The sequence below is a fragment of the Halomonas maura genome, assembly GCF_030409305.1.
GTDB classification, from domain to species: Bacteria; Pseudomonadota; Gammaproteobacteria; order Pseudomonadales; family Halomonadaceae; genus Halomonas; species Halomonas maura.
The window spans coordinates 173,408-191,946 of the sequence record NZ_JAUFPQ010000013.1 but is presented as its reverse complement, the minus strand read 5'-3'; the positions used below and the strand labels follow the sequence as shown (position 1 = coordinate 191,946).

The following is an 18,539-nucleotide window of genomic DNA, read 5'->3' as shown; positions in this document are numbered from 1 at the left end:
CTCAGCATAGTTGGCTTCGCCGTGCCGGCACTATCGCTTCACCGCCGAGCGATGATCCACACCGCGTGGACGATGCCGGGAATGTAGCCCAGCAGGGTCAGCAGGATGTTGATCCAGAATTGCAGGCCGAGGCCGACCTGGAGGAAGACGCCCACCGGGGGCAGCAGAATGGCGAGTAGAACGCGGATCACATCCATGAGGGAACTCCTTGTGTTGATAGCCAGAGGCGTCGTGGCTATGTCGACCACCAGGTGCCCGGCAATGTTCCAGGTACCAGGGGGAAGTTGCAGTCCAACCCACGGTCGCGGAGCGCTTCCCTATAGGGCCAGCCTTCCTTGGAGCCCGCGAGTCATCGCGAGCCCTCTCGTATCCGCCTCCCCCGCGTCAGCCGGGTCGCGATCGGCCCCTTTGTCTGTATCGACTATGCCGGTGTCGTACCGAGGATGTCGCCCTCGGGCCGGGGGTTCCACGCTTCTTCTAGTCCCGTTCGATCCGTGAGGCTGCGCAGGATCGGACGGCTCATCAGGCGGTGATTCCCCACCGCCGACGATGTAGCGAGGAGGGGCGAGATGACCGACTATCTCCCGTTGCGGCACGACAAGCCCCTTGGCGGGGAGGGCGTGACCCTCGAGACCGCCGCCGGGGCCCCTCCCGACGATGGTCTCCCGCCGCCGGGGGCGCCGGATATCGCCATCGCCCGGGCGGCCACCCCCTGGCCCATCGGCGAGGTGGCCGCCCGGCTCGGCATCGAGCCCGATCAGCTGCGGCCCTATGGCCATGACAAGGCCAAGCTCTCCCACGAATTCACCGATGCCCTGGCGGGGCGCCCGTCGGGCAAGCTGGTGCTGGTCACCGCCATCACCCCTACCCCGGCCGGCGAGGGCAAGACGACGACCACCGTGGGACTGGGCGACGGCCTCAGCCGGCTCGGCCACAAGGCCGCGGTGTGCCTGCGCGAACCCTCCCTCGGGCCCTGCTTCGGCATGAAGGGAGGCGCCGCCGGGGGCGGGCGCGCCCAGGTGATTCCCATGGAGGACATCAACCTGCACTTCACCGGCGATTTCCACGCCGTCACCAGCGCCCACAACCTGCTGGCCGCCCTGATCGACAACCACCTGCACTGGGGCAATGCGCTGGATATCGATCCCCGGCGCATCTCCTGGAAGCGGGTGATGGACATCAACGACCGGGCGCTGCGGCACCTGACCATCGGCCTGGGCGGCCCCGCGCATGGCGTGCCGCGGGAAGCGGGGTTCGACATCACCGCGGCCTCGGAGATCATGGCGATCCTCTGCCTGTCCGCCGACCTGGCCGACCTGCAGCGCCGCCTGGGCGAGATCATCGTCGCGCGGCGCCGCAACGGCAGCCCGGTGCGCGCCCGGGACCTGGAGGCCGAGGGCGCCATGGCGGTGCTGCTCAAGGAGGCCCTGTCCCCCAACCTGGTGCAGACCCTGGAGCATACCCCGGCCTTCATCCATGGCGGTCCCTTCGCCAACATCGCCCATGGCTGCAACTCCCTGATGGCGACCCGCAGCGCCCTGTCCCTGGCCGATATCGTGGTCACCGAGGCGGGCTTCGGTGCCGACCTGGGCGCCGAGAAGTTCTTCAACATCAAGTGCCGGCAGGCCGGCCTGACGCCCGGTGCGGTGGTGGTGGTCGCCACCCTGAGGGCCCTGAAGCTGCACGGCGGCGTCGAGCGGGATGCCCTCGGGCTGCCGGATCCCGAGGCGGTGCGTCGCGGGGCGCGCAACCTGAGCCGGCACGTCGCGAACCTCCACAGCTTCGGGGTGCCCGTGCTGGTGGCGGTCAACCACTTCTCGCAGGATGCCGACCAGGAGCACCTTGCCCTGCAGGCCGCCTGCGACGAGATGGGCGTCGAGCGCGTGGTCAGCCGCCACTGGGCGGAGGGCTCCCGGGGCAGCGAGGCCCTGGCGGAGCGGGTCGCGGCGATGCTGGAGGCGCCGTCCCCCGCGCTGTCGCTGACCTACGAGGACGACGCCAGCCTCGAGGACAAGGTCAGGGCCATCGCCCAGCGCCTCTATGGCGCGGCGGATATCAGCCTGGAGGCCAAGGCCCGACGGCAGCTCGAGGAATTCGAGGCGCTCGGTTACGGCCACCTGCCGGTGTGCATCGCCAAGACCCAGTACAGCTTCGCCGCCGACCCGGCGCTCAGCGGCCTCGCCGAGGGCCATGTGCTGCCGGTGCGCGAGGCCGAGCTGGCCGCCGGTGCCGGCTTCGTCGTGGTGATCTGCGGCGATCTCATGCGCATGCCCGGCATGCCACGCCAGCCGGCGTCATCCGGCATCCGCCTCGATCCCGAGGGCGATATCGAGGGCCTGTCCTGAGTCTTCCATGGCAGCGCGAGGGGGGCAGACATGGCGGGTCTGCTGACGCGCCAGCCCGCCCAATGTCGAGATCCTCAAGGGGCGCCCACCACCGAGGTCAACGGCATCGGGTCGCGCGTCGTCGTGTCCGCGGTCAGTCCAGCAGGGTGAGGCTCGCCGGCGCGAGGGGCGGGCGGTCACGGTGCTCGCCCAGCGGCCGGTCCTCGAGGCTGGTGAGCAGGATCTGCAGCGGGTCGCCGTGGCCGACCAGCAGGATGGTCTCGCCCAGACAGCGCGCCTCGAGGGCGTCGATCACGGCGCGCATGCGCGCCGCGACCCGCACGACGCTCTCCACGCCATGCACCCGGTGGGCAGGGTCCCGGGCATCCTGCGCCCAGACCTCGCCGTAGCGTGTGTCGGGCTGACCCTCCAGGCCCCCGAAGTGGCGCTCCCGCAGCCGGGGCTCGGCCTGGGAGCGGAGCCCGAAATGGCCCGCCACGCGCTCGGCGGTGTCCCGGGTGCGCAGGAAGTCCGAGTGCAGCAGCCGGGTCGGGGTGGGCGCCGACCACTCGGCCAGCAGGGCCGCGAGCTGGTCCTGCCCCCGTGGGGACAGCCCGTAGTGCGCCAGGCCCCGCGCCGGCGTGCTGATGATGATGCCTCGGGCGTTGGCCTCGCTGTGGCCATGGCGCATCAGCAGGTAGCGGTTGTTCCGCCGTGGGGGCGCGTTGACAGCGTCGTTGGTCATCGGCTTGTCTTCTTTCCCGAAGTGGTCGACAGTTTTTCCATGCGGCATGTCCGCCCCCGTCGCATCCGGGGGACGCTCATCGGCCGCCTTGCAGCATGATGGAACGCAACAACAACCATAATCGAGGCACGCCATGATGACCCGACTCACCGGAAGCGCCCCCCGCGGGGCACTGGCCGCGCTAGCGCTGCTGCCCCTGTCCCTGCTGTTCGCCGCCCAGGCTCAGGCCCAGGCCGACTGCGAGCGGGGCCAGCTCGCCGATATCTACTGCGACGAGAACGGCGACCTGGTCGCCGACCGGCCGGCCGACGAGTCGGAGTGGGCCGATCCGGACACCCTGATCTTCGCCTACACCCCGGTGGAGGACCCGGCGATCTACTCCGATATCTGGGCCCCCTTCATCGCCCACCTCGAGGAGGTGACCGGCCGCGACGTGCGCTTCTTTGCCGTGCAGTCGAACTCGGCCCAGGTCGAGGCCATGCGCAGCGGCCGCCTGCATATCGCCGGCTTCTCCACCGGCCCGACGCCCTTCGCCGTCAACCTGGCCGGTGCCGTGCCCTTCGCCCTGATGGGCTCCGACGATGGCCGCTTCGGCTATACCCTGCAACTCTATACCCATGTGGACTCGGGCATCGACGACATCGAGGACCTCAAGGGCAAGCGCGTGGCGCATACCTCGCCGACCTCCAACTCCGGCAACCAGGCGCCGCGGGCGCTGTTCCCGGAACTCGGTATCGTGCCCGACGAGGACTACGAGGTGGTCTATTCCGGCAGCCACGACCAGTCGATGCTGGGGGTAGTGGCCCAGGACTACGACGCGGCCCCGGTGGCCTCGGAGGTGGTCGAGCGCATGGCGGCCCGTGACCTCTACGACCCCGATGACGTCAAGCTGCTCTACGAGTCCGACAGCTTCCCGACCACCTCCTACACCTACGCCCACAACCTGCATCCCGACCTGGTCGACAAGATCGAGGAAGCCTTCTTCTCCTTCGAGTTCGCCGGCACCGAGCTGGGCGAGGAGTTCGAGGGCGTCGAGAAGTTCATCCCGATCAACTACCAGGACCAGTGGAAGGTCATCCGCACCATCCAGAAGGCCAACGGGGTCGAATACACCCCCGAGAACCTCTAGTCGCGGTACCTTCCGTGACGCCGTGACGCCGTGACGCCGTGACGCCGTGCCCCGGTGGCCGCCCTCGCGACGGCCGCCGCGGCGATCCTTTCGCCGCCTGGATGCATCCATGCTCGAGATCGCCAACCTGATCAAGCGATACGGCCAGGACGAGCCCGTGCTCAAGGGGCTCGACCTGGTCGTGGAGGACAACAGCGTGGTGGCCATCGTCGGTGCCTCGGGGGCCGGCAAGAGTACCATGTTGCGCTGCATCAACCGCCTGGTGGAGCCGACCTCGGGCTCGATCCGCCTCAACGGCAGCGAACTGGTCACGCTGCGGGGCGCGGCGTTGCGACGGGCCCGGCGCAAGATCGGCATGGTCTTCCAGGGCTTCAACCTGATCGACCGACTGACCGTGATGGAGAACGTGCTGGCCGGCCGGCTCGGTTACGTCAGCCTCTTCCAGGCGGTCACGCGGCGCTTTCCCGCCGAGGATATCGACCGCGCCTTCGCCCTGATGGAGCGCGTCGGCATCGCCCACTACGCCAACAAGCGGGCCGATGAACTCTCGGGCGGCGAGCGCCAGCGGGTCGGCGTGGTGCGGGCGCTGATGCAGGAGCCGGAGGTGCTGCTCGCCGACGAGCCCACCGCCTCGCTGGACCCGCGCACCTCGGAGCAGATCATGATGCTGCTGCAGAGCCTGGCCAGCGAGCTGTCGCTGCCGGTACTGATCAACATCCACAACGTGGCCCAGGCCAAGGCCTATACCGAGCGCATCGTCGGCCTGCGCCACGGCAAGATGATCTTCGACGGGGTGCCCGCCGACTTCGACAAGGCGGCCCTGGAGGCCATCTACGGGGGCATCGAGGCCCCCGACGACGAGCTCACCGAGTCGCCGGCCGGCATCGCCTCGGGGGAGGAGTCATGACGCGCCCCGTGCCGGCCACACGGACCTGGCGCAAGCCGCCGTTCATTGCCAACCCCCTGCTGCGCTACGGCCTGCTGGTGGGGCTCGTGGCCTACCTGGTGTGGGCCTTCGGCAGCCTGCCCTTCAACTGGGAGCGCATCGGCGAAGGCCTGCCCCGGGCCGGGCGCATCTTCGGCGGCGGCTTCCCGCCGAGCTTCGAGCGCTACGACCTGCTGCTCACCGGCTTCAAGGAGAGCCTTCAGATCGCCGTGCTGGCGACCCTGCTCGGGGTGATGCTGTCGGTGCCCTTCGCGGTGATGGCGGCGCGCAACATCTCGCCGCTGCCGGTGTACCTGCTGGGGCGAGCGGTGATCATCGTCTCGCGCAGTTTCCACCCGGTGATCGTGGCCATCCTGTTCGTCGCGGCGGTGGGCTTCGGGCCGCTGGCGGGGGTGCTGACCCTGACCCTCTACTCCATCGGCTTCGTCGGCAAGCTGCTCGCCGAGGAGATCGAGGAGATCGACTGGGGCCAGGTGGAGGCCATCCGCGCCGCCGGGGGCGGCTTGCTGGTGACCCTGGTGTATGCCGTCTTCCCCCAGGTGCTGCCCCGCCAGGTGGGGCTGTCGATGTACCAGCTCGACAGCAACCTGCGGGCCTCGGCGGTGGTGGGGATCGTCGGCGCCGGTGGCATCGGCGGCACCCTGATGAACGCCTTCGGGCGCTACGACTACGCCTTTGCCTTCGCGATCCTGCTGGTCATCATCGCGGTGATCCTGGTCAGCGAGGGCGTCAGCGGCTGGGTAAGGAAGCGGATATGGTAGAGCGGGACGACGCCCTGGCGGCGCGGGTCTGGCGCCGCTACGACCGCCGGGAACGGCTGATCCGCTACGGCGTGCTGCTGGCGACGCTGATGGTGGTGGTCTGGGCGGTGCAGGATATCGACATCTTCTGGCCCTGGGTGTGGGATGCGCCGAACCAGATCAGCTCCCTGGGCGGGCGGATGTGGCCGCCCGACCCGAGTCGCCTGGGCGAGATCCTCTCGGCCATGCTGGAGACGGTGCATATCGCCACCCTGGCGACCATGCTGACGGTGCTGGTGGCCCTGCCGGTCGCCTATATCGCCGCCCAGAACACCACGCCCAACCGGGCCTGCCTGTGGCTCGGTCGCTTCATCCTGGTGTCGAGCCGCTCGGTGAACACCATCATCTGGGCCTTGCTGTTCGTGGCCATCTTCGGCCCCGGCGTGCTGGCGGGCATCCTGGCCATCATGTGCCGCTCCATCGGCTTCATCGGCAAGCTGATGGGCGAGGCGATCGAGGAGATCGACCGCCGGCCGGTGGAGGCCATGCAGGCCACCGGCGCCTCCAAGCTGAAGGTGATCGCCTATGCCGTGGTGCCCCAGGTGATGCCGGCCTTCTTCGCCATCGTGATCCTGCGCTGGGACATCAACATCCGCGAGTCCACGGTGCTGGGGCTGGTGGGCGCCGGCGGCATCGGCGTCATCCTGCAGGGATCGATCGATACCTTCGCCTGGCCGACCGTGGCCACCATCCTGATCGCCATCATCACCCTGGTGCTGATCGGCGAGGCGATTACAGGCATGTTGCGCGGCAAGGTGCTCTGATAGGGCGAGCCGCGCCACGTCAGCCGGCGGCGTCGCCGCACAGGCGTTGCATGCGGGCCAGCGCCGCCTCGGCGCCCTCGAGGCTGAAGACCAGGAACCAGTAGTCTCCCTCGGCGCGGTGGATGCGCAGGCGCAGGATCTCGCCGGTTCGCATGTCCGCCAGCAGCGCCTCGCTGTCGGGGAACGAGAAGCGCACGTAGAAGCCGCTGTTGCCGCGTTCGGTGATGAAGGCGGCCTGGCCGGTATGCACGCGGTCCTCGTCGACCAGCAGGTCCGCCTGCACCCGGTTTACCGTGGCACTCTCGGCCTGGACCTCATCCAGTTCCACGCGCATCTCCCACCAGGGCCGGTCGCAGGCCCCGGGGCTGGCATTGACGCTGAACACGGTATCGCTGTAGCTGCGCTGCTCGAGGGCCCGGACGTGACGTTCCTCGCCCAGTGTCAGTCGCAGCGAGTGCCAGTCGGCGTGGTGCTCGACGGCGTCGATGTTGTAGCGGCCGGCCTGGGCCGGAACGGTGACGGCCAGGGCCAGGAGGGTCGGCAGCAGGCGGCGGAGGACGGTCGGTGACATGGTGGATCCCGGGGGGCTGGACCCCGGGAGGCTAGCATATCCGTCCCGCCGAGTGCCGCCCGTCTCGCCGCGCTGATCAGGGATTGAGGCTGGCGTAGTAGGCGGCGATGTCGGCGATGTCCTGGTCGGACAGCGACTGGGCCTGGGGCGCCATGATGGCGGACATGCCCCCACCGCGTTCGCCGGCACGATAGGCCTTGAGGGCGCTCTCGAGATAGGCGGCGGACTGGCCGGCCAGGTTCGGGTAGATGGGCGCGGTGCCCATGCCATCGGTGCCGTGACAGGCGGCACAGGCGGCGACCTTGCCTTCGCCGGCGGCGGGGTCACCGGCGGCCAGGGCGTCGACGGCCAGGGCGCTGACGCCGATCAGTGCCACGGTAGCGAGCCTTCTCATAACACACCTCCTGGATGCATCTTTTTGTGCTGAACCGAGCCCGGTAACGGCGGCGCCGCACCAGGCGGATGACGCCATCATGCCAGCGTCCCGCTGCCGGGAGCTTGATGTGGGTCATCTACAGGCTAGACACCCGGCAGCGACTCGGCCCGTCGATTCAGATTCCCGCCCACCAACGGTAGCCGCGATCCTCCCAGTAGCCGCCCCGGCCACGGCCGAGGTGCGCGAAGCTCGACACCAGCTCCAGGCGCATCACGTACTTGGCCATCTTGTAGCCCAGCTGGCGTTCGGCGCGCAGGCGCAGCGGCGCGCCGTTGGCGATGGGCAGGTCGTCGCCGTTGAGGCCGTAGGCCAGCAGGGTCTGGGGATGGTAGGCCTCGCGCAGGTCGAGGCTCTCGTAGTAGCGGTCGCCCCCCCGGTAGCGATCGGCACAGTGGAAGACCACGAAGCGCGCCTCGTCGCGGACCCCGACCCGGTCCAGCAGCTCGCCGAGCACCACCCCGGTCCACTCGCCGATGCAGCTCCAGCCCTCCACGCAGTCGTGGCGGGTGATCTGGGTGCGCGCCGGCAGCGCCCGCAGCTCGGCAAGGGAAAAGGCACCGGGCCGCTCGACCAGGCCATCGACCTCGAGGCGCCAGTCGTGGAAGTCGTCGGCCGCCAGGCGCAGGTAGTCGATCTCCCGGGGCATGGTCGTGCCGTTGGCGCGAAAGCTCGGGGCGATGTCCTCGGGGGCGTATTCCCGGGCCAGCGCCTCCCGGGAGGCCAGCAGCCGGTGGGCCCGCTGGGTCAGGCCCTCGCTGGCGGCGAACAGGCGCTGCATGGCGTCGCTGCGCGAGAGCCGGTCGCAGCCGGCCAGCATCAGGGTGCCGCCGGCCAGCAGGCCGCGGGTCAGGAAGCGTCGGCGGCCGGGATCAGTGGGATGCGTCATCGCGCGTCTCCTCTTCCGGGGGGAGGGCATAGCGCCCGGTGATCATCGAGCGCAGGTTGTTGCCGACGCCGGAGACCAGCACCAGCAGCAGATGCACCACGAAGAAGGCCAGCAGGGCGGCGGCGGCCAGGAAGTGCAGGGTGCGGGCGCTCTGCCGGCCCCCGAAGACGTCCAGCAGCCAGGGCCAGGCGGCATCCATGGTCGGCGACATGGTCAGGCCGGTGAGCACCACCAGCGGGGCGACGACGAACAGCACCAGCAGGTAGGCCAGCTTCTGCAGCAGGTTGTAGTGGCGCGCCTCCTCGCCCCGCGGGAAGCGCAGCCGCAGGTGCTCGACCAGGGTGTGGCCGAGGCGTGGCCATTCGTCGCGGCGTGGCAGCAGGCGCCGTCGCAGCTGGCCGCTGGCCACCAGGTAGACCAGGTAGGCCACGAGCAGGGGCGCGAAGACCCAGCCGGCGAGGAAGTGCCACTGCCGGCCCATGGCCAGCCAGCGCGGGCCGGGCAGCGTCGCCCAGGCGGGGAAGGCACGCCGCTGGCGATCGGCGCGCGGTCCCGAGACGCCCAGCACGCCGGTGGTGTCGAAGCGGTATCCGCCGATGCGGGTGATCCCGCGCAGGGCGCCGTCATCGGCCCGCTCGGCGCCGATCGACAGCGCCGGGGCGTCGAAGGTGGAATCCTTGCCCCAGTACAGGGCCGGATGGGCATTGAAGATCTGCAGGCCGCTCATCAGCAGGATCGCCAGGCAGATGGCGTTGATCCAGTGCCACAGCCGGGTGAACGTCGAGTGCCGCTTGATCACCGTCGGCCGGGGAGCATGGCGTGTGGCGCCGAGGAGTCGCATGGGGTGGGCCCTCTCGAAGAGGCGAGGCGGAGCGGGAAGACATGACCGGCCGGAACGTCATCCGTCCGGTCATGCGGCGGCGAGCATCACATCTCGCTGTCGTCCTCCATCATCGATTCCTCGTCTTCCAGCATCATCTCGTCGTTGCCTTCCGACTTCATGGCGTCGTCACCGCTCATGGCGTCGTCACCGCTCATGGCGTCGTCGCCGCTCATGGCGTCTTCCTCGCCCATGGCCTCGCCGGACATGGCATCCTGCTCCATGCTGCCGCCCTCCTGCATGGCGTCCTCATGGTGGTCCGCCAGGGCAGCGGTCGGCAGCAGCAGGGCCCCGAACAGGATGGCGAACAGGGTGGTCCTGGGGTGGGTCGGCTTGAACATCTCGCACCTCCGGTGATGGTCGGGCCGCCGGCGACATGCCGTGTCGGCACCTGTCACGCTAGCCAGCCCCCCGGGGCGATTCATCACGAAATCATCACGAACCGGGGGCCGGCGTGAGGGTTTCGTGATGCAGCCAGCGGCGGAGGGCTCTAGAGTAGAGACCGAACCCCACCTCGGAGCCCGTCCCATGCCCTACCGGATCCTCTGCGTCGAGGACAATCCCGAGATCGGCAAGCTGCTCCGCGAGCGGCTGGTCGAGGCCGGCCAGCGCTGTGACTGGGTCACCGACGGCGAGGCGGCCATGGCGGCCCTGGAGGAGGCGGCACCGGGCAGCGCCTATGACCTGGTGATGCTCGACCTGATGCTGCCGGGGATCGACGGCCTGGAGGTGTGCCGCCGGCTGCGGCGGCGCGACAGTCGCACGCCCGTGCTGATGGTGACCGCCAAGGCCGCGATCCGCGATGTGGTGGAGGGGCTCGAGCTCGGGGCCGACGACTACGTCACCAAGCCCTTCCACATGCCGATCCTGATGGCCCGGGTCCAGGCCCTGCTGCGCCGGGGGCAGCGCCAGGCGGAGGGCGAGGACGCCATCGCCGAGACCCCGCCGCTGGTCTGCGGCCCGCTGGTCATCGATGCCGACCAGCATCGGGTCACCCTCGACGGCCAGCCGGTGCAGCTCACCGGCAAGGAGTTCGCGCTGCTGTCGCTGTTCGCCCGCCACCCCGGGCATGGCTTCACCCGCGGCGAGCTGCTGGATCGGGTCTGGGGCGAGGAATTCGACGGCTATGACCATACCGTGAACACCCATATCAACCGCCTGCGCAAGAAGATCGAGGTCGACCCGGCGCGGCCGCGCTTCATCCAGACCGTCTGGGGAGTGGGCTATCGCTTCGTCGACCCGGCGGCGGAGGACGGCGAGGCATGAGCGCCCTGCTGTGGCGGGTCGGACGCCTGGGGCGCAGCCTCTATGCGCGCATCGCCGTGGTCTACCTGACCAGCCTGCTGCTGCTGTCGGTGGCCGCCGCCTGGATCGCCATCAGCCAGTTCGACCAGCTGGGGCGCGAGCTCCAGCAGCGCCAGGCGATCGACCTGGCCGACGACCTCGCCCGCGTCATGCGCCCGGGGCTGCAGGCCGGTGCCGACAGTGACGCCGCCCGGGAGATCGCCCGGCACATCGCCTCGATCAATCCCTCGCTGTCGCTGTACGTGCTCGATGCCCGGGGAGCGGTGATCGCCGACTTCACCGCCTCGGGCTGCGGCCAGGGACGCCGGGTGGATCGCGGCGCCCTGGAGGCCCTGCTCGGCGAGGACCCCATGTTGCCGGTGCTGGCCGCCTCGCCCTGCGGCGGGCGGCCCGGGGTCTTCTCCGTGGCGCGGATCACCCATGGCGAGGCCCGGCGGCCCGGCTACCTCTATGCCGACCTGAACAGTGCCAGCCACGCCTCGATGGTCGCCATGCTGCGCACCAGCTCGATCACCCGCACCCTGGTCGCCGCCGGCCTGCTGGCGCTGCTGATCTCCGGCGTCTTCGGCCTGGTCTGGTTCGCCCTGCTGACGCGGCGCTTCTCGCAGCTGACCACGGCGGTGCAGCGCTTCGCCGAGGGCGACTACGGCGAGCGCGTCGCCGTGCCCCGTGACGACGAGATCGGTCGCCTGGCGGGGGCCTTCAACGACATGGCGGGGACCATCGAGGCCCAGCTCGAGGCCCTGCGCGAGACCGATCGCCAGCGCCGCGAGCTGGTCGCCAACCTGTCCCATGACTTTCGCACCCCGCTGACCTCGCTGCGCGGCTATGCCGAGCAGCTGCTGGAGCACGAGGAGGCGTCCCCCGGGGAGCGGCGACGGGCGCTGGGCGCGATCCTCGACAACGCCGACCGCCTGACGCGACTGGCCCAGCAGCTGTCGACCCAGGCCCGGCTCGATGCCTACGACCGGCCGCTGCAGTGCGAGCCGTTCTCGCTGGCGGAGCTCGCCCACGACATCGTCGGCAAGTTCCAGCACCAGGCCCGCCAGTCGGGGGTCATCCTCGAGGTGATCGGGGAGCCCTCGCTGCCCTGGGTCGAGGCCGATCTCGGCCTGATCGATCGCGCCCTGTCGAACCTGGTGGAGAACGCCCTGCATGCGACGCCTGCCGGGGGGCGGGTGCGGCTCGAGCTCGAGGCGCTGGCCGAGGGCGAGAGGCTGGCGGTGGTCGACAGCGGGATCGGCATCGCCGCCGAGGAGGTGCCGCTGGTGACCCAGCGCTTCTATCGCACCCGGGGCAGTCCGGCGCGGGGCGAGGGCTCGGGGCTGGGGCTGTCCATCGTGCGCGAGATCTGCGAGCGCCACGGCACCACCCTGGCCATCGACAGCCGCCAGGGCGTGGGCACCCGGGTCAGCCTGGTGTTGCCCTATGTGCTAGCGTCAAGGGCCTGAGCGGCCGGCGGGGCCGGATCCTCGATCTGCAGCAGCTGGATCAACCCGCCGCGCTGGGGGCCCAGCATGTCGGCCAGGGTGTAGCGATCCAGCACGGCGAGGAAGGCCCCCAGGGCCTCGGCGAGGATCGGCTTGAGCCGGCAGGACGGGGTGATCACGCACTCGTTGTCGTCGCCGAAGCACTCCACCAGGCCGAGGTCACGCTCGGTGTCGCGCACCAGCTCACCCAGGGTGATGGACTCCGGCGCCCGCTTCAGCAGCAGCCCGCCATGCTTGCCGCGAATGGCCGTGATATAGCCGCGATGATTCAGCTCCTGGACCACCTTCATCAGGTGGTTGCGGGAGATGGCGAAGCGATCGGCGATCTCGGTGATGGTCGAGCGCTCCTCGCCCTTGACGGCGAGGTAGATCAGTACGCGTAGCGAATAGTCGGTATAGCGGGTCAGGTGCATGTGGCTTCCCGGTCGACGGCCGACGAGGCGGGCCCGGCGAGTGAATCGAAATGGTTGCCGCCAACTTTACCATCGTGGCGGCGTCAACGCCCTCGGGTTGCCAGGGCTCGCCGAGGGGGAGGGGCTTGTAAGAGACATTATAGATGCTTCTATTCGGCGGGCGTGCGTCGCCGCTGGGCCAACTACCTCCAATTGACCTGGGTCAGCTACCTCGTGAAGGGTACCGACGCCCGTCGGCACCGGTGGCATACTGGCCGCCATCCGGCGGTGATCCGGCCGCCCAGGCTTTCCCGAGGCATCGAACGACCATGCACGACACGCTGCCCTTCCACCGCTCCCTGGTCGAGAAGTACGACCGGCCGGGACCGCGCTACACCTCCTATCCCACGGCGCCGCAGTTCCAGGCGGCCTTCGCCGAGGACGACTATCGCGCCGCCGCCGAGCGCAGCAACCGGCTCGCCGAGCCCAAGCCGCTGTCGGTGTATGTGCACATCCCCTTCTGCGAGAGCCTCTGCTACTACTGTGCCTGCAACAAGATCATCACCCACAACCGTGAGCGGGCCGCCAGCTACCTGACCTGGCTCAAGCGCGAGATCGCCCTGCAGGGGACGCTGTTCGACGAGTCACGGCGCATGACCCAGCTGCACCTGGGGGGCGGCACCCCGACGTACCTGAGCAACGACCAGCTCGGCGAGCTGATGACGGCCCTCGACGAGGCCTTCCACTTCGCGCCCCCCGCGGCCCGGGAGTTCTCCCTGGAGGTGGACCCGCGCACCGTGACGCCGACGCAGATCCATGAACTCCGTGCCCTGGGCTTCAATCGCCTGAGCCTTGGCGTGCAGGACTTCGACCCCGACGTTCAGCGGGCAGTGAACCGGGTGCAGAGCGAGGCCCAGGTGGTCGGCCTGGTCGAGGCGGCCCGCGGCGCGGGGTTCCAGTCGGTGAGCGTCGACCTGATCTATGGCCTGCCGCTGCAGACGGTGGCGAGCTTCGACGCCACCCTGGACAAGATCATCGCCCTGCGTCCGGATCGCATCGCCGCCTACAGCTATGCTCACCTGCCGGAGCTGTTCAAGGCCCAGCGGTTGATCCGGCCCGAGGACATGCCGCCGCCGGAGCGCAAGCTCGAGCTGCTGGAGCTGATCATCCGCCGCCTCACCGGTACCGGCTACGTCTATATCGGCATGGACCACTTCGCGCTGCCCGAGGACGAGCTCTCGCTGGCCCGGGACAACGGGACCCTGCAGCGCAACTTCCAGGGCTATTCCACCCACGCCGACTGCGACCTGATCGGCCTGGGGAATACCGCAATCGGCAAGGTGGGCGACAGCTACAGCCAGAACGTCAAGGAGACCGCCCAGTATCAGGCGCGCCTCGCGGCGGGGCGGCTGCCGGTGATGCGCGGCTATCGGCTCAGCGACGACGACCGGCTGCGCCGCGAGGTGATCAACGCCCTGATGTGCCACGGGCGGATCGACATCGCCGCCACCGAGGCCGCCCACGGCATCGTCTTCCGGCGCTACTTCGCCGAGGCCCTGGACGCACTGGCCGAGATGCGCGGGGATGGCCTGATCGCCATCACCGCCGAGGCCATCGAGGTGCTGCCCGCCGGGCGCCTGATGATGCGCAACGTCGCCATGGCCTTCGATGCCTACCTGGCCCGCAGTGAGGGGCGCCACTCGCGCACCGTCTAGCCCGGTCGCGTCGCCGGTTCCGGAGCCGGTGACGGTGATGACGGCGCCACGGGCGGTGGCGGCGGCTTCGGCGGCGATCGCTGAGCCCCGTCTCCGTCCCGTATTCCATGGCCTGAAACGCGCCCGGCGACTCGCCGGGCGCGTTGCGTTTCCGGGGGCACCGGGGCGCGGCATCGCGCCCTGTCGCCGTCGGCAACAGGCGGGGCCGGGGCGTCAACGAGACAAGATGCTGTGTATCGTGGCGTGAGTTGAGCTATATATGGTAGTCAGAGGCGTTGGCCTGGTGAGTCGGTCGTCGCTTGATGCAGGTCACGGCGGCCGCTGGCCACGATGCCTAGGATGGGCGATCGGTCGTCACAGGAGAGTTGCCATGCCGTTCCCCTCGCTGCCCCTTCCGCTCGCGCCGCGTGGGCTGGTGCCGGCCATCGCACAGAGGATGCCCGTCGCACTCCAGCGGCCCCTCGTCGAGTCCCTGCTCAATCGCACCTTCGCCGCGCCCCTTGCCGAAGGGGACTTCGATGCCCTGGCGGGGCGACGGATCAGCCTGGTCATCGCCGATCTGGGCCTGACCCTCACCCTGAGCCTGTCGGGGCGGCGGCTGGTGCTCTGCGAGGCGCCCGGGGAGGCGGTCATCCGCGGCGGCTGGCGGGAATTCCTGAGCCTGGCGACCCGAGGGGAGGACCCCGACGCCCTCTTCTTTCAGCGTCGTCTGGCCCTGGAGGGTGACACCGAGCTGGGCCTGAGGGTCAAGAACCTGCTCGACGGGCTGGAGGAGGGCCTGGTCCAGGGGCGCCCGGGCGAATGGCTGGTCCGGCTGGAGCGGCTGGCACGCCGCGATCATTGATCCTCACATCGCCACTGGGAGATTCCGAATGCCGACATCCGCCAAGGATGCCCCCATCGTCGACGAGGTTCCTATGCAGGTGCCCTCCCTCGACATCTGGGACACCAAGTACCGTCTCAAGGACCGCCATGGCCGTCCCGTGGATGCCGACCCCGCCGCCACCCGCGAGCGCGTGGCCCGGGCGCTGGCCGCGGTGGAAGGCGAGGCCGCCGACGCCTGGCTGTCGAAGTTCCGCTGGGCCCTGGACCACGGCGCCATACCCGCCGGCCGGATCGTCGCCAACGCCGGGGCCGGGCACATCAAGCCCGAGGTCAGCCTGATCAACTGCACGGTCTCGCGGACCATCCGCGATTCCATGCGCGACATCCTGGAAGCCGTGGTCGATGCCGGGATGACGCTCAAGTCTGGATGTGGCATCGGCTACGAGTTCTCCACCCTGCGCCACAAGGGGGCCTTCGTGTTCGGGGCCGGCGCCGGGACCAACGGCCCCCTGGCGTTCATGGATATCTACGACAAGATGTGCTTCACGGTGGCCTCGGCGGGCGGGCGTCGCGGTGCCCAGATGGCGACCTTCGATGTCGGCCATCCGGACGTGCGGGCCTTCATCGAGGCCAAGCGCGAGGCCGGCCGCCTGCGCCAGTTCAACCTCTCCCTGCTGATCACCGACGAGTTCATGGAGGCGGTGCGCGCCGACGCCGACTGGCCCCTGGCCTTCCCCCTGCACCCGGGCGAGAAGGAGGACGTCGACGAGGCCGAGCTGGTCTACCGGGACTGGCCGGTGATCGAGCAAGGCTACACCGTCGACGACCAGGGCCGGGTGGCCTGCCGCATCGTCGAGGTGATCCGGGCCCGCGAGCTGTGGGACACCATCATGCGCTCGACCTACGACTTCGCCGAGCCGGGCTTCATCCTGATCGACCAGGTCAACCGCATGAACAACAACTGGTTCTGCGAGGCGATCCGCGCCACCAACCCGTGCGTGACGGCAGATACTCGACTGCATACCCAGTTCGGCATGTTGCCCATCGGCGACCTCTATCAGCGAGGCGATGAGCTGCAGGTGACGGTCGACAAGCGAGCATTGCGTACTGGCGATCGAGGCGTCGAGACCCGCCCGGCGGTACCTGCCTTCATGACCGCGAGGCAGGCGGATGTCTATCGGGTCACGGCTCGTGAGGGTTACGAGATCAAGGCCACCGAGTGGCACGACTTCTATACCCAGCGTGGCAAGATTCCGCTGAAAGACCTGAGGGTTGGGGATCGGCTCTGGGTGCAGTCCGGCAAGGGACAGTTCGGCATCGAGGGAAACGAGCGGCTCGGCACTCTGCTGGGATTGATCGCCGGCGATGGCCACTTCACTCATCGTGGCAACGGCCATGAGGCGGTGATCGTCAACTTCTGGGGGGACGACCGGACGCTGGCCGATATCACGGCCGAGTATATCAACGAGCTGATCGCTCACTCCGCCAAGACCTCGCGCCGATACCAGGTGGCGCCGGTCGCCGTTGCCGAACGTCACCATGTCTTCATTCGCTCGGTGATCCTGGCGCGCCTGCTGTCACATTACGGCTTTACTCGGGAGACCAAACTCCGGATTCCCGAAGTGGTATGGCGGGGCACCGAGGACTGCGTCAAGGGCTATCTGCGCGGGCTGTTTCAGGCCGATGGTACCGTCAACGTGTCGAACAGTGACCAGAGTTGCTCGGTCCGACTGGCCGCGAGCGAACAGGGCCTTCTCAAGGAGGTCCAGATGCTGCTTTCCAATTTGGGGGTCTTCTGTCGAGTGTATCGGCGACGCGAGGCGGGGCGTCGACTATTGCCGGACGGAAAAGGTGGCGTGCAGGAGTACGAGTGCCAGGCCGATCATGAATTGATCATCGACGGTCAGTCTCGTGAACGCTTCATGGAAGAAGTCGGCTTCTTGCTCGACTACAAGAACGAAAAGTATCGAGCATGGGTGGAGGGTAAGGCCCTGCGCAAGACCCAGTCCTTCATGGCAACGGTCGACTCCATTCACCATGTGGGACGCGAGGCCGTCTACGATACCACCCAAATTGATAGGAATTCCGTTATTTTCAATGGCGTGGTGACAGGGCAATGCGGGGAACAACCGCTTCCGCCGGAAGGCGCCTGCCTGCTGGGGTCGATCAACCTGACCCGCTTCGTCCTCGATCCCTTCGGTGACACGCCGCGCTTCGACTGGGACCGCTACCGGCAGGTGGTGGCCATCTTCACCCGCATGCTCGACAACGTGGTGGAGCTCAGCGGCCTGCCGCTGGCGGGCCAGCGCCGCGAGATCGAGGCCAAGCGCCGCCATGGCATGGGCTTCCTGGGGCTCGGCTCGACCCTGACCATGCTCAAGCTGCCCTATGGCTCGCCGGAGTCGCTGGCCTTCACCGAGGAGGTCAGCCGGGTGATGGCCATCGAAGGCTGGAAGCAGGCCCTGGAACTGGCCAAGGAGAAGGGCATGGCGCCGATCCTCGCCGAGGACTTCACCATCACCCCGAAGATGCTGCGCGAGCGGCCCGAGCTGGCGCAGGACGGCTATGAGGCGGGCGATCGCGTGCCCGGACGCCTCCTGCACGCCCGCTACAGCCGCTATATGCAGAAGATCGCCGAGGTGGAGCCGGAGCTGGTGGCCGAGCTCGCCGAGCATGGCGCGCGCTTCACCCACCACAGCTCCATCGCGCCCACCGGCACCATCTCGCTGTCGCTGGGCAACAATGCCTCCAACGGCATCGAGCCGTCCTTCTCGCACCGCTACTTCCGCAACGTCATCCAGGCCGGGCGCAAGACCAAGGAGCAGGTCGAGGTGGTGTCCTTCGAGCTGGCCGCCTATCGGCACTTCGTCGCCCCCGACGCCGTGGAGAGCGACCTGCCGGAGTACTTCGTCACCGCCGACGCGGTGACGCCGCGCCAGCACGTCGCGGTGCAGGCGGCGGCCCAGGCCTGGGTGGACTCGGCCATCTCCAAGACGGTGAACGTTCCCACCGACTTTCCCTTCGAGGACTTCAAGGACCTGTACCTGGACGCCTACGACAACCAGCTCAAGGGCTGCACCACCTTCCGCTTCAACCCCGAGGCCTTCCAGGGGGTGCTGGTGCGGGAGGACGACCTCAAGAACACCACCTACGTCTTCGAGCTGGAGAACGGCGAGACCGTCGAACTGGCCGGCGACGAGACGGTGATCTACGACGGCGAGGAGCACAAGGCGGCCAACCTCTACGACGCGCTGAAGGAGGGCACCTATGGCAAGTGGTAAGCGCGTGCTGCGTCGCCCGATCGCCCAACGTCACCCGAGTGGAGGAGCCC

18 protein-coding genes are annotated in these 18,539 nt (G+C 68.8%); 10 read left to right on the top strand and 8 right to left on the bottom strand.

Going from position 1 to position 18,539, the window contains the following annotated elements; translation table 11 throughout:
* Positions 1-38: 38 nt before the first annotated feature.
* Positions 39-197, bottom strand: a complete 159-nt coding sequence (locus QWY76_RS07795; protein ID WP_290310563.1) for a YqaE/Pmp3 family membrane protein — start codon at positions 195-197, stop codon at positions 39-41.
* A gap of 372 nt (positions 198-569) precedes the next feature.
* On the opposite strand from QWY76_RS07795, the gene QWY76_RS07790 reads away from it, so the two are divergent.
* Positions 570-2,345 carry a formate--tetrahydrofolate ligase gene (locus QWY76_RS07790; RefSeq protein ID WP_290310562.1) on the top strand — a complete coding sequence of 592 codons (1,776 nt, stop codon included), beginning with the start codon at positions 570-572 and terminating at the stop codon, positions 2,343-2,345.
* Positions 2,346-2,478: 133 nt separating this feature from the next.
* Here the strand turns inward: QWY76_RS07790 and QWY76_RS07785 are convergent, their stop codons facing one another.
* Positions 2,479-3,069, bottom strand: a complete 591-nt coding sequence (locus tag QWY76_RS07785) for a histidine phosphatase family protein (RefSeq protein ID WP_290310561.1) — start codon at positions 3,067-3,069, stop codon at positions 2,479-2,481.
* 136 nt (positions 3,070-3,205) lie between these two features.
* Between QWY76_RS07785 and phnD the strand changes: the two genes are divergently transcribed.
* The 4 genes from phnD (at position 3,206) to phnE (QWY76_RS07765) (ending at position 6,708) form a co-directional block, all read left to right on the top strand.
* Positions 3,206-4,198 (top strand): phosphate/phosphite/phosphonate ABC transporter substrate-binding protein, encoded by a 993-nt coding sequence (phnD, locus tag QWY76_RS07780; RefSeq protein ID WP_290310788.1) that lies wholly within the window; start codon positions 3,206-3,208, stop codon positions 4,196-4,198.
* A gap of 109 nt (positions 4,199-4,307) precedes the next feature.
* On the top strand, positions 4,308-5,105 hold the full coding sequence (phnC, locus tag QWY76_RS07775; RefSeq protein WP_290310560.1) for a phosphonate ABC transporter ATP-binding protein: 798 nt from the start codon (positions 4,308-4,310) through the stop codon (positions 5,103-5,105).
* Positions 5,102-5,905, top strand: coding sequence for a phosphonate ABC transporter, permease protein PhnE (gene phnE, locus QWY76_RS07770; protein WP_290310559.1), 804 nt, complete (start codon positions 5,102-5,104; stop codon positions 5,903-5,905). The genes phnC and phnE (QWY76_RS07770) overlap by 4 nt, the downstream gene beginning before the upstream one ends.
* Positions 5,899-6,708: a phosphonate ABC transporter, permease protein PhnE gene (phnE, locus tag QWY76_RS07765; RefSeq protein WP_290310558.1), complete on the top strand. Its 810-nt coding sequence runs from the start codon at positions 5,899-5,901 to the stop codon at positions 6,706-6,708. Before phnE (QWY76_RS07770) ends, phnE (QWY76_RS07765) begins: the two co-directional genes overlap by 7 nt.
* A 19-nt stretch (positions 6,709-6,727) precedes the next feature.
* Here phnE (QWY76_RS07765) and QWY76_RS07760 read toward each other — a convergent pair whose 3' ends face one another.
* The 5 genes from QWY76_RS07760 to QWY76_RS07740 form a co-directional block, all read right to left on the bottom strand.
* Positions 6,728-7,279: a hypothetical protein gene (locus QWY76_RS07760; protein WP_290310557.1), complete on the bottom strand. Its 552-nt coding sequence runs from the start codon at positions 7,277-7,279 to the stop codon at positions 6,728-6,730.
* A 76-nt stretch (positions 7,280-7,355) separates the two neighbouring features.
* Positions 7,356-7,673 (bottom strand): c-type cytochrome, encoded by a 318-nt coding sequence (locus QWY76_RS07755; RefSeq protein WP_290310556.1) that lies wholly within the window; start codon positions 7,671-7,673, stop codon positions 7,356-7,358.
* Positions 7,674-7,830: 157 nt separating this feature from the next.
* Positions 7,831-8,601: a molybdopterin-binding protein gene (locus QWY76_RS07750; protein WP_290310555.1), complete on the bottom strand. Its 771-nt coding sequence runs from the start codon at positions 8,599-8,601 to the stop codon at positions 7,831-7,833.
* Positions 8,585-9,442: a cytochrome b/b6 domain-containing protein gene (locus QWY76_RS07745; RefSeq protein ID WP_290310554.1), complete on the bottom strand. Its 858-nt coding sequence runs from the start codon at positions 9,440-9,442 to the stop codon at positions 8,585-8,587. Before QWY76_RS07745 ends, QWY76_RS07750 begins: the two co-directional genes overlap by 17 nt.
* A gap of 86 nt (positions 9,443-9,528) precedes the next feature.
* On the bottom strand, positions 9,529-9,822 hold the full coding sequence (locus tag QWY76_RS07740) for a hypothetical protein (RefSeq protein ID WP_290310553.1): 294 nt from the start codon (positions 9,820-9,822) through the stop codon (positions 9,529-9,531).
* 187 nt (positions 9,823-10,009) lie between these two features.
* On the opposite strand from QWY76_RS07740, the gene QWY76_RS07735 reads away from it, so the two are divergent.
* Positions 10,010-10,747 carry a response regulator transcription factor gene (locus QWY76_RS07735; protein WP_290310552.1) on the top strand — a complete coding sequence of 246 codons (738 nt, stop codon included), beginning with the start codon at positions 10,010-10,012 and terminating at the stop codon, positions 10,745-10,747.
* Positions 10,744-12,237, top strand: a complete 1,494-nt coding sequence (locus QWY76_RS07730) for a sensor histidine kinase (protein ID WP_290310550.1) — start codon at positions 10,744-10,746, stop codon at positions 12,235-12,237. The genes QWY76_RS07735 and QWY76_RS07730 overlap by 4 nt, the downstream gene beginning before the upstream one ends.
* On the opposite strand, the gene QWY76_RS07725 is transcribed toward QWY76_RS07730, so the two are convergent.
* On the bottom strand, positions 12,213-12,689 hold the full coding sequence (locus tag QWY76_RS07725; protein ID WP_290310549.1) for an Rrf2 family transcriptional regulator: 477 nt from the start codon (positions 12,687-12,689) through the stop codon (positions 12,213-12,215). The two genes, QWY76_RS07730 and QWY76_RS07725, sit on opposite strands and share 25 nt — an antisense overlap.
* Positions 12,690-12,997: 308 nt before the next feature.
* Between QWY76_RS07725 and hemN the strand changes: the two genes are divergently transcribed.
* From hemN to QWY76_RS07710, 3 genes are all read left to right on the top strand, one after another.
* Entirely contained in the window at positions 12,998-14,383 is a 1,386-nt protein-coding gene (gene hemN / locus QWY76_RS07720) for an oxygen-independent coproporphyrinogen III oxidase (RefSeq protein ID WP_290310548.1), read from the top strand.
* 436 nt (positions 14,384-14,819) lie between these two features.
* Complete coding sequence (ubiT, locus tag QWY76_RS07715) at positions 14,820-15,227, top strand: ubiquinone anaerobic biosynthesis accessory factor UbiT (RefSeq protein WP_290310547.1); 408 nt, start codon at positions 14,820-14,822, stop codon at positions 15,225-15,227.
* 28 nt (positions 15,228-15,255) lie between these two features.
* Positions 15,256-18,489: a ribonucleotide reductase barrel domain-containing protein gene (locus QWY76_RS07710; protein WP_290310546.1), complete on the top strand. Its 3,234-nt coding sequence runs from the start codon at positions 15,256-15,258 to the stop codon at positions 18,487-18,489.
* The last annotated feature ends 50 nt before the right edge of the window (positions 18,490-18,539 follow it).

Bases quoted from the DNA above. Each gene is read 5' to 3' on its own strand.
- phnD (WP_290310788.1), top strand. From the start codon at position 3,206: ATGACCCGACTCACCGGAAGCGCCCCCCGCGGGGCACTGGCCGCGCTA.
- QWY76_RS07745 (WP_290310554.1), bottom strand. From the start codon at position 9,442: ATGCGACTCCTCGGCGCCACACGCCATGCTCCCCGGCCGACGGTGATC.
- QWY76_RS07730 (WP_290310550.1), top strand. From the start codon at position 10,744: ATGAGCGCCCTGCTGTGGCGGGTCGGACGCCTGGGGCGCAGCCTCTAT.
- QWY76_RS07725 (WP_290310549.1), bottom strand. From the start codon at position 12,689: ATGCACCTGACCCGCTATACCGACTATTCGCTACGCGTACTGATCTAC.
- QWY76_RS07785 (WP_290310561.1), bottom strand. From the start codon at position 3,069: ATGACCAACGACGCTGTCAACGCGCCCCCACGGCGGAACAACCGCTAC.
- QWY76_RS07755 (WP_290310556.1), bottom strand. From the start codon at position 7,673: ATGAGAAGGCTCGCTACCGTGGCACTGATCGGCGTCAGCGCCCTGGCC.
- hemN (WP_290310548.1), top strand. From the start codon at position 12,998: ATGCACGACACGCTGCCCTTCCACCGCTCCCTGGTCGAGAAGTACGAC.
- phnC (WP_290310560.1), top strand. From the start codon at position 4,308: ATGCTCGAGATCGCCAACCTGATCAAGCGATACGGCCAGGACGAGCCC.
- QWY76_RS07710 (WP_290310546.1), top strand. From the start codon at position 15,256: ATGCCGACATCCGCCAAGGATGCCCCCATCGTCGACGAGGTTCCTATG.
- phnE (WP_290310559.1), top strand. From the start codon at position 5,102: ATGACGCGCCCCGTGCCGGCCACACGGACCTGGCGCAAGCCGCCGTTC.
- QWY76_RS07750 (WP_290310555.1), bottom strand. From the start codon at position 8,601: ATGACGCATCCCACTGATCCCGGCCGCCGACGCTTCCTGACCCGCGGC.
- phnE (WP_290310558.1), top strand. From the start codon at position 5,899: ATGGTAGAGCGGGACGACGCCCTGGCGGCGCGGGTCTGGCGCCGCTAC.
- QWY76_RS07790 (WP_290310562.1), top strand. From the start codon at position 570: ATGACCGACTATCTCCCGTTGCGGCACGACAAGCCCCTTGGCGGGGAG.
- QWY76_RS07795 (WP_290310563.1), bottom strand. From the start codon at position 197: ATGGATGTGATCCGCGTTCTACTCGCCATTCTGCTGCCCCCGGTGGGC.
- QWY76_RS07740 (WP_290310553.1), bottom strand. From the start codon at position 9,822: ATGTTCAAGCCGACCCACCCCAGGACCACCCTGTTCGCCATCCTGTTC.
- ubiT (WP_290310547.1), top strand. From the start codon at position 14,820: ATGCCCGTCGCACTCCAGCGGCCCCTCGTCGAGTCCCTGCTCAATCGC.
- QWY76_RS07760 (WP_290310557.1), bottom strand. From the start codon at position 7,279: ATGTCACCGACCGTCCTCCGCCGCCTGCTGCCGACCCTCCTGGCCCTG.
- QWY76_RS07735 (WP_290310552.1), top strand. From the start codon at position 10,010: ATGCCCTACCGGATCCTCTGCGTCGAGGACAATCCCGAGATCGGCAAG.